13 protein-coding genes and 1 pseudogene are annotated in these 14,846 nt (G+C 39.5%); 10 read left to right on the top strand and 4 right to left on the bottom strand.

All coding sequences use genetic code 11. The features are described 5' to 3' along the window. Positions 1-80 precede the first annotated feature (80 nt). Positions 81-2,138: a S9 family peptidase gene (locus tag QSH61_RS18100; protein ID WP_174170219.1), complete on the top strand. Its 2,058-nt coding sequence runs from the start codon at positions 81-83 to the stop codon at positions 2,136-2,138. A 252-nt stretch (positions 2,139-2,390) separates the two neighbouring features. Here the strand turns inward: QSH61_RS18100 and QSH61_RS18095 are convergent, their stop codons facing one another. Beyond that, positions 2,391-2,864: a Dps family protein gene (locus QSH61_RS18095; protein ID WP_010376518.1), complete on the bottom strand. Its 474-nt coding sequence runs from the start codon at positions 2,862-2,864 to the stop codon at positions 2,391-2,393. Positions 2,865-3,267: 403 nt separating this feature from the next. Between QSH61_RS18095 and QSH61_RS18090 the strand changes: the two genes are divergently transcribed. Then, positions 3,268-3,477: a hypothetical protein gene (locus QSH61_RS18090; RefSeq protein WP_010376516.1), complete on the top strand. Its 210-nt coding sequence runs from the start codon at positions 3,268-3,270 to the stop codon at positions 3,475-3,477. Here the strand turns inward: QSH61_RS18090 and QSH61_RS18085 are convergent. Both QSH61_RS18085 and QSH61_RS18080 read right to left on the bottom strand, forming a co-directional pair. Beyond that, the gene (locus QSH61_RS18085; RefSeq protein ID WP_174170220.1) at positions 3,474-4,115 is read right to left on the bottom strand and encodes an alpha/beta fold hydrolase; all 642 of its coding nucleotides are present in this window, start codon (positions 4,113-4,115) and stop codon (positions 3,474-3,476) included. The two genes, QSH61_RS18090 and QSH61_RS18085, sit on opposite strands and share 4 nt — an antisense overlap. Positions 4,116-4,219: 104 nt before the next feature. After that, positions 4,220-5,380 carry a porin gene (locus QSH61_RS18080; RefSeq protein ID WP_174170221.1) on the bottom strand — a complete coding sequence of 387 codons (1,161 nt, stop codon included), beginning with the start codon at positions 5,378-5,380 and terminating at the stop codon, positions 4,220-4,222. A gap of 84 nt (positions 5,381-5,464) precedes the next feature. On the opposite strand from QSH61_RS18080, the gene QSH61_RS18075 reads away from it, so the two are divergent. After that, positions 5,465-7,348: a methyl-accepting chemotaxis protein gene (locus QSH61_RS18075; RefSeq protein ID WP_206473480.1), complete on the top strand. Its 1,884-nt coding sequence runs from the start codon at positions 5,465-5,467 to the stop codon at positions 7,346-7,348. Between the two features lie 17 nt (positions 7,349-7,365). On the opposite strand, the gene QSH61_RS18070 is transcribed toward QSH61_RS18075, so the two are convergent. Beyond that, positions 7,366-8,328 carry a GlxA family transcriptional regulator gene (locus QSH61_RS18070; RefSeq protein WP_174170222.1) on the bottom strand — a complete coding sequence of 321 codons (963 nt, stop codon included), beginning with the start codon at positions 8,326-8,328 and terminating at the stop codon, positions 7,366-7,368. A 252-nt stretch (positions 8,329-8,580) separates the two neighbouring features. Between QSH61_RS18070 and QSH61_RS18065 the strand changes: the two genes are divergently transcribed. The 7 genes and pseudogenes from QSH61_RS18065 (at position 8,581) to QSH61_RS18035 (ending at position 14,731) form a co-directional block, all read left to right on the top strand. Further along, the gene (locus QSH61_RS18065; RefSeq protein ID WP_206473477.1) at positions 8,581-9,348 is read left to right on the top strand and encodes a GGDEF domain-containing protein; all 768 of its coding nucleotides are present in this window, start codon (positions 8,581-8,583) and stop codon (positions 9,346-9,348) included. A gap of 24 nt (positions 9,349-9,372) precedes the next feature. Next, positions 9,373-9,750 (top strand): diguanylate cyclase domain-containing protein, encoded by a 378-nt coding sequence (locus QSH61_RS18060; RefSeq protein ID WP_206473476.1) that lies wholly within the window; start codon positions 9,373-9,375, stop codon positions 9,748-9,750. A gap of 127 nt (positions 9,751-9,877) precedes the next feature. Continuing rightward, a complete protein-coding gene (locus QSH61_RS18055; RefSeq protein WP_206473475.1) occupies positions 9,878-10,744 on the top strand; it encodes a hypothetical protein in 867 nt (288 codons plus the stop codon). A gap of 100 nt (positions 10,745-10,844) precedes the next feature. Next, a pseudogene (locus QSH61_RS18050) lies at positions 10,845-11,330 on the top strand (methyl-accepting chemotaxis protein); the annotation flags it as partial. A gap of 851 nt (positions 11,331-12,181) precedes the next feature. Beyond that, complete coding sequence (locus QSH61_RS18045; protein WP_227386722.1) at positions 12,182-12,565, top strand: hypothetical protein; 384 nt, start codon at positions 12,182-12,184, stop codon at positions 12,563-12,565. Between the two features lie 207 nt (positions 12,566-12,772). After that, the gene (locus tag QSH61_RS18040; protein ID WP_174170226.1) at positions 12,773-13,291 is read left to right on the top strand and encodes a phospholipase A2 family protein; all 519 of its coding nucleotides are present in this window, start codon (positions 12,773-12,775) and stop codon (positions 13,289-13,291) included. 39 nt (positions 13,292-13,330) lie between these two features. After that, a complete protein-coding gene (locus QSH61_RS18035; RefSeq protein ID WP_206473474.1) occupies positions 13,331-14,731 on the top strand; it encodes a hypothetical protein in 1,401 nt (466 codons plus the stop codon). Positions 14,732-14,846 lie beyond the last annotated feature (115 nt).

Raw genomic sequence — 14,846 nt, 5'->3', positions numbered from 1 at the left:
CTTTTTCTTTGCGCGCTGGTATGGCTCTTGAATCATGATACACTGGCGAAAAATAACGAATTTAGGATGACAACTTGGTGATGGAAAAAACTAAACCGCTAGCCAAAAAGCAGCCGAAATCCTTGCTGCACCATAATCATGAGCGTATCGACAACTACTACTGGATGCGTGATGACGAGCGTAAAAATGCTGATGTGTTGGCACACCTCAAAGCAGAGAATGATTACTGTGAAGCGCAAATGGCGCCTCACCAAGCACTGCAAACCCAGCTGTTTGAAGAAATGAAAGGTCGTATCGTAAAAGACGATAGCTCAGTGCCCGCAAAAGATGGCAACTATTGGTATGTGAGTGAAGTGAGTGGTGATGAGGAATATGCTAAGTATTATCGTGCATCACAAGAAGATTTGTCGGATAAAAAACTGCTGTTAGACATTAATCAGTTAGCCGCTGGCAACGAGTTTTATGACATCGGTGATATTACTGTAAGCCCAGACGAGCAACTGCTTGCCTATAGTGAAGATACCGACGGGCGTCGAATTTATACCATCAAGTTTCTTGATTTAAACACCAATACGCTACTACAAGACGTGCTGTATAACACGGAAGGTCAGGTAATTTGGGCGAACGACAATAAAACCGTATTTTATGTCAAAAAAGACGAACAAACGTTGCTCGGCTTCCAAGTGTATCGCCATGTGTTGGGAACGCCACAAAGCGATGATATTTTGGTGTTTGAAGAGCAAGATCGCCAATTTTATATGGGATTGGGTAAAAGTCGTGACGAAAGCGCTATTTATATCTATCTCGCAGCAACGGAAACGAGCGATCAGTTAATACTGGATGCAAACGATCCTTGCGGTGAGTTTAGCACTCTTATTCCAAGAGAAATTGGCCATGAATATGGTCTTGAAAAAATGGGAGAGTTCTTTTACATCCTTAGTAATAAGAACGCTAAAAACTTCCGTTTAATGCGTGCAACAGCGGCAACCGTTGGTGATGTCGAGCAATGGGAAGAGTTGGTTGCCCATCGCGACCATGTACTATTAGAAGGTTTGGAGCTGTTCCATAGTCACTTTGTGCTGACTGAGCGTGAACAAGGGCAGATCCGTTTTGTTGTCCATGATTATCAAGGGCAGAGCTATCACCTTGGATTTGATGATGCTTGTTATTTTGCTACGGTAGGAAATAACCCTGAGCCAAGTTCAAGTAATATTCGTATCCACTACTCGAGTATGACAACTCCCAGCTCAGTGTACGATTGTGATTTAACCACTGGTAAGAAGACGCTGAAAAAGCAACAGCAAGTGTTAGGTGATTTTAAACCTGAATATTATCACTCTGAACGTTTGCATATAACCGCAAGAGATGGTGTTAAAGTCCCTGTGTCTTTGGTGTATCGAAAAGATAAGTTTAATCAAGACGGTAGCAATCCACTATTGCAGTATGGCTATGGTTCTTATGGTATTACTATCGACCCTAACTTCTCTAGTCAAATTCTAAGCCTGTTAGATAGAGGGTTTGTATACGCGATTGCGCATATTCGAGGTTCTGAGATGCTTGGTCGTGAATGGTATGAGCAAGGCAAAAAAGCGCATAAGCAAAATACCTTTAACGACTTTATTGATGTTACCAAGGCCTTGGTTGAGCAGGGCTACGGCCATAAAGACAAAGTGTTTGCATCAGGCGGAAGTGCAGGCGGCCTGTTAATGGGTGCAATTGCAAACCAAGCTCCAGAGCTGTATTTAGGGTTAGGCTGCCATGTGCCTTTCTTGGATGTGTTAACTACCATGTTGGATGAGTCAATCCCATTGACCACAAACGAGTATGATGAATGGGGTAATCCGAATAATGAAGCGGACTACCAGAATATTTTAGCGTATTCGCCGTATGACAATATTGAAGCCAAAGCCTATCCAAATATTCTAGTCACCACAGGTCTGCACGACTCGCAAGTGCAGTATTGGGAGCCAATGAAGTGGGTTGCTAAGCTTAGAGAATATAAAACGGATGATAATGTGCTGATCTTTAAAACCGACTTGGAAGCGGGTCACGGTGGTGCCTCAGGCCGATTTAAAAGCTTACATGAAAGAGCGCTAGAAATGGCATTCTTTATCAGCTTATTGAATGGTAGGTCGTAGTTCTAACTCGACAACAGCGAGATAAAAGATCGCGAGGTAAACTCGCTCCTACCAGAGGAAAACCTAGGTAGGAGCTGGCTCTGCTTGTAAGTCGTAGCTTTAGCTCGACTTGTACACCCTAGCTCAAACTCGACAACAGCGAGATAAAAGATCGCGAGGTAAACTCGCTCCTACCAGAGGAGAATCAAGGTAGGAGCTGGCTCGCTTGTAGGTCGTAGCTTTTAGCTCGACTTGTACACCCTAGCCTTAATCTTAGTTTAAATATGCTTTCAGCATCCACACCAGCTTCTCTTGCTCTTTGATGTAGTCGCTCATTAGCGCAGCTGTCCCTTCATCTTCGGCTTCGCCCGCCTGCGCTAGAATCTCACGCTGCATAGAAATAAGCGTTGTGTAGCCATCAAGCAGGGTTTCTAGTGCTTGCGTACCATTGCTGATCCCTTTTGCTTCTTGAATTTTGCTGGTTTCCAAATAATCAGAAAACGCATGCAATGGGTTGCCTTCAATTGTCAAAATACGCTCTGCGATTTCATCGACTTTCTCAAGTAATAGCGTATAAATTTCTTCAAATTTTAGGTGTAGTTCAAAAAACTCACGACCTTTGATATTCCAGTGAAAACCACGGGCATTCATATATTGAATTTGGTAGCTGCTTAGTAGCGTATTAAGTGACGTTACTAGCGCTTGGCTCTTTGCTTTGTCTAAACCGATAGAATTAATGTTTGTCATGCGATGCTCCTTGTTGATTCACAGTCAGTATGGCGCAACCTTAGGTGATTGCCCAATGATTAAAATCAAAGTGTTTAATCGGAAAAATCAATTAATAAAATAAAAACATATTAAATATTAATACAATATGACGTTGGGATGAGCGTGGTAAAAAACAAGATGAAACCCCAAAAAGCGCTCAACAATAACAAGGTGACATGAATACTTGGCGGGAATAAAGCTTGCCAACTTTTCCCAAAGCCTTACCAGAGCGCGTAGTTTTTGATCTAAGACAAGTGTTTAATCTCGTTCGTATTTTGGCGGTTTTAAACTTGATTTAGGTCAAAATATCGCCGCATCATAAGCGCATAATCATTTCATCAAGACACAAAAAACGCGGTGTCTACTACTTGAGGAAATGAGTATGAAAGGCAAAACAAAATCAGAACATAAAATGGAACTCGTCGTCGTTGTTATCGCTTTAGTGGCTTTTGTTGTTGGGCTCGTAGGTCACTTAGCTGGCGCAAGCATCGCAAACTCAGATACCTTTGGCTATATTGCAGCGCCAGTACCGTTATTAGTTGGCTTGATCGCAGTGATTGCTTACAAAGTAGCTGCAAGCGCAGAGCACTAAGGCCTCCCTAACAGCTCGCAGATATAGTCCATTACCGCACGGGAATATATTAAGCTGGTATGGCTGAGATGAAATACTTTGTGCTCGGCCATGCCACTGAGCTTGGTTTCTTCTAACAGCACAGTGCCATCTGACTGGCTACCTTTTTGTAGCAGTGGCATTAGTCCAATGGGTAAGTCACCGGCAATACTGTAAAGCTTGGCGTCGAAAGGCCAATCTTGATTGTTAGATAATAAAAACTCCACACTGTTTTTTAACAGTAGCTCCAGTCCTTTGTCGTGCATATGCTTGGCAATGGCACTACCTTTATGTGGTGTCCCCAAGGTCACCACTTTTTTTACTTGCTTGCTCGCGGCAGAACCTCGTTCTAAATATGCTCTTGCAACTAAGCCCCCCATGGAGTGGCAAACGAGGGCGGCGGGACAGTCGCCAACAAAAGTATCAATAGCGGCGCAGATCTCATCAATATCTGGCGTTAATGTGTTATAGCTTAAATTGAGAATACGGTAGCCCGATTTACCTAAGCGAGCGCTAAGCGGCCGCATCACAAAACCAGACATGTACAAGCCGTGTAGCACCACAATGCTCTCGATTTTGGCGCTCGCGGTAATATTGAGTGAAATAGGAGCGTGGTTCATACCGCCTCTTTAAACTTGAATACTTCTAAGCCTTGCGCGAGTGTACCACCCCCACTTGAATACTTGATGTATAAATCAATCCAAATTAGAAATTATTATTCTAACTAATCAAATTGCCACTCTTGCGTGTAATCGTACCTAAAGCCAATGGAGATGGAGTCCATATCGATTTGGTTGTCGAAGGACTTGTTCAAATACTCCAAGTGCACTCTGAGGGGCGGTGTTGGTAGCCACTCAAGTGTAACATTGTAGCCATCGAAGCTTTGATTAAGCGGATCATGACTGCCGTAACCGTCATCAAAATCAAAATATCCGGTTTTGAGTTTATAGTGTTTTGCGAGTTGATAGGCCAACGAAAGATCAAAGGTGTGGCCTTGTCGAGAATCAAGAGCTTCCACGCGTTGATAGTCTTTGTCCTGATATGCCATAGCAGCGTAAAAGCGGGAGGTAAATTGGTAAGCCAGCGCACCAGACCAAAGTTGGTTTTCGCCAATATGTTGCTCGTTATCGTACACATCGTTTTGTTGATAAGTAATCGCTGCGTGTAAACCTGCGTTATCGTAACTTAACCCAGTGTTGAATAAATCCGTTTGATTATCGCCCTTATCACCATTAAATTGGCCTGCGGCGATAAACGTCATTGGCCCCAATTCGTAGCGGTAAGTGACTAAATTATCAACGAAAAAAATACTCTCTGGATCGTAAGCAAATGGGCTGCTGGCGTGATTAAAAATATCAACGTATTCGGCAATAAACAGATACTGTGCAGGCCTTTGTTTGCCAATGCCAAATCGACCATACGGTGTACCTAGCGCAGTATAAGCACGGCGTGACTTGCCAAAATTTCCTTCATTGGCGAGATCGATGCCCCATTCACCATGAAGTTCGGCCTGCCAGCCCGGCATAAATTCATGAGTTACTTTAATCCCTGCGTGGGATAAGGCGTCACGAACATCCCAGTTACTTGCGTCATCTTGATTGATTACGCCAAATGTCGGGCGTATTGTGGCATAGGTTTTGAGCGTGGTTGAGGGCTCGCTAGGTGGTTTTACCGGGTCACTTTGTGGTGTTGATTTTGCCATTGGAGCTGCGGCCTTTAGTTCGCTATTTTGCGTCATAAACCGAGCTTTAAGCTCAGCTAATTGCCGCTCAAGATTTTCAATGTCGGCCATGGTGACAGGTCGATCGGTTGCCAAAGTTGCTGAAGAAGTCAGTAAACAGGCTAGGCCAATCAGTGCGGTTGAATTGCTCAAAGTAAAATTCATGGTTTTTACATCGCTCAGTTGCCAATAATCGAATTATAGACAACACTTTTGATATTCGAGCACTTTTTATTCAGGCTGTTGAATATGAAGATCCGCACTAAGTTCTCTGTGACTTCTGCCATAGTGATCTTATTGATCATCACGACGACGACGCTTTCTACTTACTGGTTTGTTAGCGATTCGGTGAAAACCAAAACCCATGCCTATGTAACAGATAGCACGCAATTGCTGGCTGTGAGCATAGAGAATTGGCTGGCTGGTAAAGCAACGCAAATTAATGTGATAAAAAGTCAGTTAGAGCAAAACTTTAGCGATGATAACTTTCAACAAGCACTGAATACACCAGTGTTTAAAAAGGAGTTTCTGCTGGCTTTTGGTACTTTGGCTAATGAGGAAGGGCTCAGGTCGAACAACCCCGCTCGCAAAAATCCTCCGGGCGTCGATTTTAGAGAGCGAGCTTGGTATCAGCTTGGTAAAAACCAAAATAAAACCGTTTATACCAGTCCATATACGGACGCGGCGACAGGTGAATTATTGCTGTCGGTGGTATCTCCCATTGTAGTGAACGGTAATTTTAAAGGGGTAATTGGGGGAGATTTAAGCCTAAAAACCATCGCTAATAGTGTCAATCAGGTTAACTTTGATAACACGGGCTATGCCTTTTTGGTCGACAAGTCTGGTAATGTAATTTCTCATCAACATGCCGAATTTAACGGCAAAAAATTGCAACAGGTATATCCAGCTTTACGCTTAGATAGCGTAGATAAGTTGCAAGAAGTGGATACCAAAGAAGGCAAAAGGTTGTTTTACTTACATTCGCTTGATAACACCTTTGGTACGGACTGGTATTTGGCGGTATTAATCGATAAATCAAAAGCCTACAAAACACTGACTGAAATTACAATAAACTCCCTGATCATTGCTATTTTAGCCGTGGCTATTGGAGTATTCTGCGTACGGACGTTAGCAATTCACTTACTCCAACCATTACGGGATTTGGAATCTGCAATCATCGGCATGGCAAGTGGGGGCGGTGACTTAACTCAGCGCTTAAAAATTGTTAACGAAGATGAGTGCGGCACGGTAGCGCGACAATTTAATTTGTTCTTGGGCTTTTTGCATGGGTTAGTAAGTAATGTAAAAGAACGTGCAGACGACGTGGTGATAAGCAGTGATGCCGCCAAAGAGCTGTCGACGCATTCTTCACAGAAACTTGATCAACAAGTTAGCCTAATTGAAAACCTCGCTACCGCGATGAATGAAATGAGTACTACCTCGACCGAAATCGCAGGTAACGCGCAGCAAGCCGCAAGCTCTATCACCTCTGTAAATGAAAAGACCTCCGAAGGGCAAGAAATATTCTTTAAAGCGCGAAGCCAAATTAATGCTTTGGCTGACGATATTACTGCATCGTACGAGTTGAGTACGCAACTTGCAGAATATAGCCAAAATATTGAGAATATTCTTTCGGTCATTAATGGTATTGCAGAACAAACCAATCTACTGGCACTTAATGCTGCAATTGAAGCCGCACGTGCAGGAGAGCAGGGCCGAGGTTTTGCGGTTGTGGCCGATGAAGTGCGCTCTCTAGCATCAAAAACACAGGAATCTACCACTGAAATTAAATCCATGATCGACCAGATCCAAGCCTCATCCATTCAAGTTCAGCAATCTATGGGAAGTAGCCGAGATAAAACCCAGCAATGTGTGTCACAAACCGAGCAAGCGACACATATGCTAGAAGAAATCTCAGAGGCAGTAAAAGAGCTTATGGATCGCAATATTCAAATCGCAACAGCCATAGAAGAGCAAAGTGTGGTGATTGAAGAAATCAATAAAAATACAATACATATCAACGATATTAGTGTCGAAGTCGGCAGCTTTTCCGACAAACAATACAGCGCCAGCGAAGAACTCGCTAAAAACGCCCATGAACAAGAAGCGCTACTGTCTAAGTTTACGTTGTGAGCTTGAAATATAACGGGTCACAACACATGGCTGTTGTTATAGCGACAGCGCCATTCTGTTGGCGAGCAGCCAGCATAACGCTTGAATGCAATGCGAAAGTTCACAACAGTACCAAAGCCACTCAGTTCAGATATCACATTGATGTTAAAAGTGGTTGTTTCGAGTAAGATTTGCGCCCGCTGCACTCGCAATTCTCGAAGCCACATCATGGGTGATTGGCCAACGTATTTATTGAAGTTTCTAGTCAGTGCTCGGCTTGTCATACAGGCGTGCTCAGCTATTTCAGCGAGCGTAAGCGGTTTATGATAGTTGTGTGAGAGCCATAATTGTACCCGCTGAATGTCATTTAAGACATTATATACAGGTCGATATAATTGAGGGTGTGAAAAACTGCGCTCAAGAGGCATTACAAAACGTTCCGCAACTTTGTTCGCAAGCGCTGCTCCAAAATCACATTTAATGATGTGTAGACACAGGTCTTGTCCGGCAGAAAGGCCGGCCGATGTGATAACTTGTCCCTCGTCAACGTATAATACGTCACGCAATATATCGACCGCCGTGTGGTGTTGCTCAAACTCTGAAAAAACATCCCAATGCGAGGTAGCCCGTTTTCCATCTAAGACACCTGATTTTGCTAAAAGTACTGAGCCATTACCGATAGAAACGATGCGAGAACCTTGTTGATATGCGGTGCGAATTGCACGGAGAACGTTTTCATCATCATAGGCAGTCGGTGTATATAAGCTTGGAACAATTAATGTGTCATTAGCGCCGATAGCTGATAAAGGTTGTACATTCTCAATGATAAAACTATCGCTTTGAACTTGCCCTTGGTTACCTACAAATTGGATATTATAGCGTGGTTGTTCGCGTTCTTTTGTTGCAAAAAAAAACATTTGGTAAGTCACGGCTAAATCATATGGTACAAAGCCACCGACAACTAAAATATGAAGATTAATCAGAGTAGATTCACAACTCATAACGACCACTTAGCTTATGATGATATATTAATAGTTAGCACAATATTAATGGTAAAGGGAACTCTAGGACATTGATGTTGACTTTTTTCGATGTTAATTAGTCCTTATTCGTTCCTGCTTCATTCATTGTTTATTCTAAACTTTTAAATAAAAGGACTTATTGTTTTTATCAAAGAGAAAAATAGAGTGTAGACCTTTGGCCTACTATTTTGGTAGCAGCTTCAATTTCAATACTGCTGCGGTGATTAATCAATGAAGCTAGAGGTAGGTGTCGTTATGTTTCATTTGGTGCATACGGTTGGGTTGACGCTATATTCATTTTTGTTGGTATTGTTACTTGCTACCAGAACCGTGCCTAGAACACCTTCCGGAGCTGGGTTTTGGTCGAGCGCTATCTTGTTTGCAATTGCTTCACGAATTTGTATTTTGCTAGGCGAACTTGTTATTTCAACAGAGCTAAGTAGTAACCTTTATCTTGTACTTAACCTTTTTGAGAAGCCAATCCTATTAGTTGGAGTATGCCGATTCTTTAAATTGAATTGCGTAAAAAGAAGAGTTATTCAATTATTTAGTTATGTGCTTGGTACGCTGTTTATAATTTCAATCTTAAACTTATCTCCTTGGTACTTTAAGATCCTCTGTGCAATGGTTAACTTTTCTTTTTTATTTTATATATTTATACTTTTTTTTGGAAAGAAAAAGCCATATTTTACCTGTGTGTATCGGTTTATCTCCCTTGCAGCCCTTATTCTCTCCATACATTGGTTGGTTTCTTACCCAATAATCTATTATTTCCCTGACTGGAGAATCTATGGTTTTATTCTAGGTACTATGGTGAACTTGGTACTCTATTTAGCTTTATTGGCATCAGTACTTATTACTTTCCAACGCCGCTTGCTCAAGGCTGAAAAGCATGCACTGAAACTTGCTTATCATGATGCACTTACTGGGCTTAAGAATAAGCGTTATCTGACTAACTTTTTTAATCAGGCGAACATTTTTGCCAATCGCCCACATTAATTAACCGCGGTATTTTACATTGATTTGGATAACTTTAAGCCCATTAATGATAGTAGTGGTCATAAGGTTGGTGATGAAGTACTCAGATGCATAGCAACAAGACTAATTGCCAGTACACGAAGTACCGACATATGTGCTCGAATTGGAGGTGATGAATTTATTGTAATCGCAACGCAGCTAGACTCAAAAGAACAAGCGGAGATTATCGCTAGAAAGTTACTCATCAGTATCACGCAAGAAATTGAAGTTGAACATCAGGTGTATAAAGTTGGGGGGAGTATCGGTATTAGCTTTTTCCCCACTCAGGGAAATTGCATCGAATCATTAATTGAGAAGGCTGATAAAGCAATGTATGCCGTTAAGTCTTCTGGCAAGTGTGGCTATAAGTTATCTAACCCCTAGCAGTTTTTGTATTGCCGCCAGTTGGTATTCGTACTCTTTTATTGTTTCCTGTAGCATAGAGAACCAATGTTTTGCTCAAAGTAAAAGAAATTTCCTCGTTGAATTAAATAGGCTAAGTTGAAAGGTGATGAGATCTAACGGAAAAAACTTTAAGAAGTATATTATTGTTCTGCTATCGATAAGTGCTATTTTCATCATCCTGATTATGCTCATGCAGCCTGTGTTAATCAAAGCTATATGGGCTAAATATAAGTCTACGGATCATTTTTTAACTCTCCAGATTGATAGACGTATCAGATACGAAGCTTCAGCAGAAAACAATGCATTTCGTGTAAGTAGAGTTTTGAGTGAGGGTCAGTATGCAGTAGAGCATGTGCTCAAGGCTAAATTTAAAAAGCCAATCTCGGTTTATGTGTGTGCTAGTCAAGACTCTTTCAATGAATATGTATTTTTATCCAAAAATGTTGTTGGTGCAGTATATTGGGGTAAATTATTTTTATCGCCAAATGCATTTCATAGCAGTTCGATTGGGAGGTTACTTAATCATGAGTTAACACACTACCTTTTTTACACCCATCTTGGGGATAAGGCCCATATCGAAAAAGTACCTTTATGGTTTAGAGAAGGGATCGCTGAGTTTGTTGCAAATGGAGGGCAAGATTATACTAAAGGTAAAGAGATTTTCGAGCTAATGAATGAAAATGAGGTAAATACCTATTTGTCGGGAGAGTTGAATTATTGGTTTTTATCACAGGATGCAAGTGATGCTGTAACAAAAAATGGGGTGGTTAACCGGGTGTCGTACAGGGTTGGTGGGTTATTTGTGCATTTCATCTATGACCTAAGCCCTAAACAATTTAACGAATTAATACAGTTATTATTAACAGGAATTGAGTTTAGTGATGCGCTTCAAAGTACTTATGAAAAAAGTACTCATTCTCTACTTAAGGAATTTTCTCATTACCTAACTCAGGAAAGCGGTTTATCTGATTAAATCAATCGTTACATAAACGCTAGGGGCGGAGCATACTTTGATTACTTATAAACCAAAGAACACCTGTGCCCTAAATTTGTCGTTCCAGCCAGCGGTTTTCATTGCTGAACAAACCAATCTACTGGTACTTAATGCTGCAATTGAAGCCGCACGTGCCGGAGAGCAAGGTCGTGGTTTTGCGGTTGTGGCCGATGAAGTGCGTTCTCTAGCATCAAAAACACAGGAATCCACCACCGAAATTAAATCCATGATCGACCAGATCCAAGCCTCGTCCATTCAAGTTCAGCAACCTATGGGAAGTAGCCGAGATAAAACCCAGCAATGTGTGTCACAAACCGAGCAAGCGACACATATGCTAGAAGAAATCTCAGAAGCAGTAAAAGAGCTTATGGATCGCAATATTCAAATCGCAACCGCCATAGAAGAGCAAAGTGTGGTGATTGAAGAAATCAATAAAAATACAATACATATCAACGATATTAGCATCGAAGTCGGCAGCTTTTCCGACAAACAATACAGCGCCAGCGAAGAACTCGCTAAAAACGCCCATGAACAAGAAGCGCTGCTGTCTAAGTTTACGTTGTGAGTTCTTGAGTTTGAACAATCCACTCAACTTTTGAGTGGATTATTACTTAATTGTGGCGTTGGTATTCCTACTATAAGTCTTTTCCTATCAATCCATCAGTATTCTGTTCTAATTACATTATAAAGTTAATTAAATGTTAATTGTTTGGGGGTGGAGCAAAGCTAGATCCAAGTGTTACTTGAGTAATAACTCAAAAAATAAATTATAATTGACATATGTTAAAAACATGATGATGTACCTGTACTGGGTCCTTTAGCAGTAAAGTAATTACAAAATGGTGGTATTTAATGCAACTAGGTCTACGCAAGATCGATCATAATTATAAGAACTTTATTTACAGATATGTATCTTCGAGTTTCTGTGTTAGACAATTAAAAAATATACTACCAATGGAGTTGGTTTTACATGATTATTATAGTTATTCATTAAAAAATAAAAGTTGAAAATATATTGAGATTGAGAGGGGAGTTCTATAAAACTATTGATTTTGGTTTGAGGGAAAGGGAGCTTGAGGAAAGTGATATTCATTTAATTAATAAAAGCCTCAGTTTAGAGCTTCCAGGCTATAGGACTCATAAGTCATGGGTTGGTAGGTGTGAAAATGATAAAATTTATATACCACCTGCACCCAGTAAAATTAAAAGTTTAATTAACGATACGATAAAAACATTTAACAAGGAAAGAGTTGGAAATAATTTAACTTGTAACCTTTTTTATATTTTAGAGTTGTAGCTATACACCCATTTATTGACGCGAATGGAAGGACCGCTCGCTCTTTATTTCTAAGCTTAGTCGAAGAAAAGTATAGCTTATATTGTCCTAGACTTCATCTTTCAAAGAAAACTGAAGAAATGTACAACGAACTATATTTTAAATCTCTTTCATCCTATGAGAGTTTTGCTAACTCTCCAGAGTTAAGAACACTATTAGAAATGGGAAAGGAGTTGACCAATTACTTTAACAATGAAAAGGAATCCTTGGTTTTTAATGTGGTGCGAGATTATAGGGTGACGGATGAAGAAAGGTTTTATAACTTATTTAATGTTCTGGTTGATAAAGGGGTTTTTATAGAAAGTGTAGAGGGAGTAAAAGATGATTTTTATATTAACCTTAAGAAAAAAGGTGTTGTTGAAGTCTTACCAATATTTGGAAGAGTCGGTAACGTTATAATTTCAAAGCATATTTTCAATTACCACAATAAGTTACATGAAAAGTTAATAAAAGGAATGAAATGAATATAAAAAAGAGTTTGATCTTTAGTCTGATGGGGGGCTGTTTTATTAAATGTTGATATCGATGCTTACGAACTATCAAATAGTAACTCGCTATCAGCCGGCTTTAAAAGTGCGTATGCTATTGAGAGGATACAAGTAAATGGCGTTGCTATTCCGAAGAGCCGATTTCGGCATTCTGTTAGTAATTTAAGTCGTACATTTGAAACTTTGGGTGATCGTTATGGGTACGATAACTCTAGCTCTGAGCAAAGAGAAAAAGAAGCAAGAGCATTTGATGCTGAGGTTATATGGCTCTGTGGTAATTATGCAGATCAAAAACCAGACTCTTGTGATCCATTGTTAAAACCAACAATATCAGTCGACGGTTGTAGCTCAGAAATAGGTTCTATTGATATACTTAATAGCTGGGATGGAGTTTTTAGAGATAGCTGCAACGGCCATGATAAGTGTTACTCTACTCTTGGTTCAGGACAAAAGAATTGTGACGATCAATTTCACGCAGATATGGCTGCGACATGTAAAGTAAAATGGGAAAAGTCTGCGAAGGGCAAAAAAGATATAGAGTTTAATTATAGATGTAATAAAACAGCGACGCTTTTTGCTAGAGGAGTAAAGGGTTTTGGGAAGTCCTATTATAACTCGGTCCAAGAAGAATCTGCATGTTATGAATGGCACGATAATTTACAAATTTGCAAACCTATAATTCACAAATATTTTAAAAGCTAACTCACGGCCCTATTTTTGGGGCTATCTAGGAACGAGAAAATGAATCACTTATCAAAAAATATTTTTTTAATAGGTTTATTTTTTTCACCATTCTCCTTTTCTTCTAATTGTAATTACTTTTATTTTGATGGGTTTGGTGGAAATGTTGAGAGGCCCTATGTTTATTACGAAAGGGATTGGTTCAACGATATTGATATTGAGTCAGATGAAGTTGAGATCACAAAATCTTTAGTTGTTGATGCTGTGGTAAAGGTAATATCAGGGGAAGCTAGTCACCACAATATTGTAACTGGGTGGGACTTTAATACTCTAGAATTAGCCTTGATTTATGATGTTGGTGATGATTATGTAGAAAGCTTGGCTGCTTTAGGTTATCGAGTTTCAAAATCATCTCTTACTATCTTGCTGGAGAATAAAGGTGATGAAGCATTTATAGATTTATTGAAAAAACACTATGATGGTAATAAACATGAGTTGTTAATATACATTTCAGGGAGAAGTTTTTCTTTGACCAATTACTTGTTGTCGAAGAAGAGGTTTGAATTAATAAAAAAGTTGCAAGATGAATTAAATGTTGATGCCAGTTCAAATTCCTTGCGAGGGGATATGATTAACTTGGATGGCTATAGTATAAGTGAAAGGTTGGTGATTTCTGATTTTATAGATTTGCGCGTTTATGGCGAGGTTTTTAATAGAAAGGAATTGCAACGAAAAGATAGATTGAAAAAGATAAAGTTAGCTTTTGATAATTATAAACATTATAACTTTTATAATAGGTGTAGGTATCAAGATGTAGACTTTACAAAGGCAAAGTTTATAGGTGCAGTAGGGTTTGGTGAGCTTAAAGAAAAAATAAAAGGTCTTGACTTAGATGGTTCGTTAAAGTTATTTCAAGGTCAGCCTATTTATCAAGATTATGTAAGTTATCTTTTTTCAATAGATAATATAGATGATAAGCCGTCAGTATTCTTAGATGATTTTAAGAGAGTCCCTTCTGAAGAGTTGTATGGTTATGTTAATGATCAAGAGCATGCATACTATTCAAGGAATGGGATAAGTGTTAATGAGTTCTATTTTCTACATAGAAATGGGTCTTGGAAAGAGCAAAAACAATTGTTTAACATAACTAGAGTTGCTGGTTATTTGTCAGAAAATAAATGGCTTATCTCTCGCTTGTCAAAAAATAAATTAGATTCCCTAAGTGGTTTATATCTTTATGGTAAGAATTTTAGTTTCTATTATTTACAAGGTGAGACTGATGTAGAGGAATTTAAAAAGGCTGTAACCGTTTTCGGTGCTCCAAAGTCTGAGTTTGGTATCAATATTTTGGAGTGGTACTCGGTAAAGTCGATGCAGAATAAAAAGTATGAAAAAATTAAGAACTACGTTAAAAATAATTATAGTTATGTTGTTAGGATTAAAAAAGAAATAAATTTATGAATGATAAATTTAATCATGACAATATATTAACTTTTCTATTTCTTTTCGTTAGCTTGCCACTATTAGAATTTGTCAATTTAGCCTATAATGGTACGTACTTTTCATTGTCATCTTT

This window comes from Pseudoalteromonas sp. JC3, from assembly GCF_030291895.1.
GTDB lineage: Bacteria > Pseudomonadota > Gammaproteobacteria > Enterobacterales > Alteromonadaceae > Pseudoalteromonas.
Note: the sequence above shows the minus strand (reverse complement) of the source record. Positions and strands in the feature narration are given on the sequence as shown.

Excerpts from the sequence above, each read along its gene's own strand:
- QSH61_RS18100 (WP_174170219.1), top strand. The coding sequence starts at position 81 with ATGGAAAAAACTAAACCGCTAGCCAAAAAGCAGCCGAAATCCTTGCTG.
- QSH61_RS18095 (WP_010376518.1), bottom strand. The coding sequence starts at position 2,864 with ATGACAAACATTAATTCTATCGGTTTAGACAAAGCAAAGAGCCAAGCG.
- QSH61_RS18090 (WP_010376516.1), top strand. The coding sequence starts at position 3,268 with ATGAAAGGCAAAACAAAATCAGAACATAAAATGGAACTCGTCGTCGTT.
- QSH61_RS18085 (WP_174170220.1), bottom strand. The coding sequence starts at position 4,115 with ATGAACCACGCTCCTATTTCACTCAATATTACCGCGAGCGCCAAAATC.
- QSH61_RS18080 (WP_174170221.1), bottom strand. The coding sequence starts at position 5,380 with ATGAATTTTACTTTGAGCAATTCAACCGCACTGATTGGCCTAGCCTGT.
- QSH61_RS18075 (WP_206473480.1), top strand. The coding sequence starts at position 5,465 with ATGAAGATCCGCACTAAGTTCTCTGTGACTTCTGCCATAGTGATCTTA.
- QSH61_RS18070 (WP_174170222.1), bottom strand. The coding sequence starts at position 8,328 with ATGAGTTGTGAATCTACTCTGATTAATCTTCATATTTTAGTTGTCGGT.
- QSH61_RS18065 (WP_206473477.1), top strand. The coding sequence starts at position 8,581 with ATGAAGCTAGAGGTAGGTGTCGTTATGTTTCATTTGGTGCATACGGTT.
- QSH61_RS18055 (WP_206473475.1), top strand. The coding sequence starts at position 9,878 with ATGAGATCTAACGGAAAAAACTTTAAGAAGTATATTATTGTTCTGCTA.
- QSH61_RS18045 (WP_227386722.1), top strand. The coding sequence starts at position 12,182 with ATGTACAACGAACTATATTTTAAATCTCTTTCATCCTATGAGAGTTTT.
- QSH61_RS18035 (WP_206473474.1), top strand. The coding sequence starts at position 13,331 with ATGAATCACTTATCAAAAAATATTTTTTTAATAGGTTTATTTTTTTCA.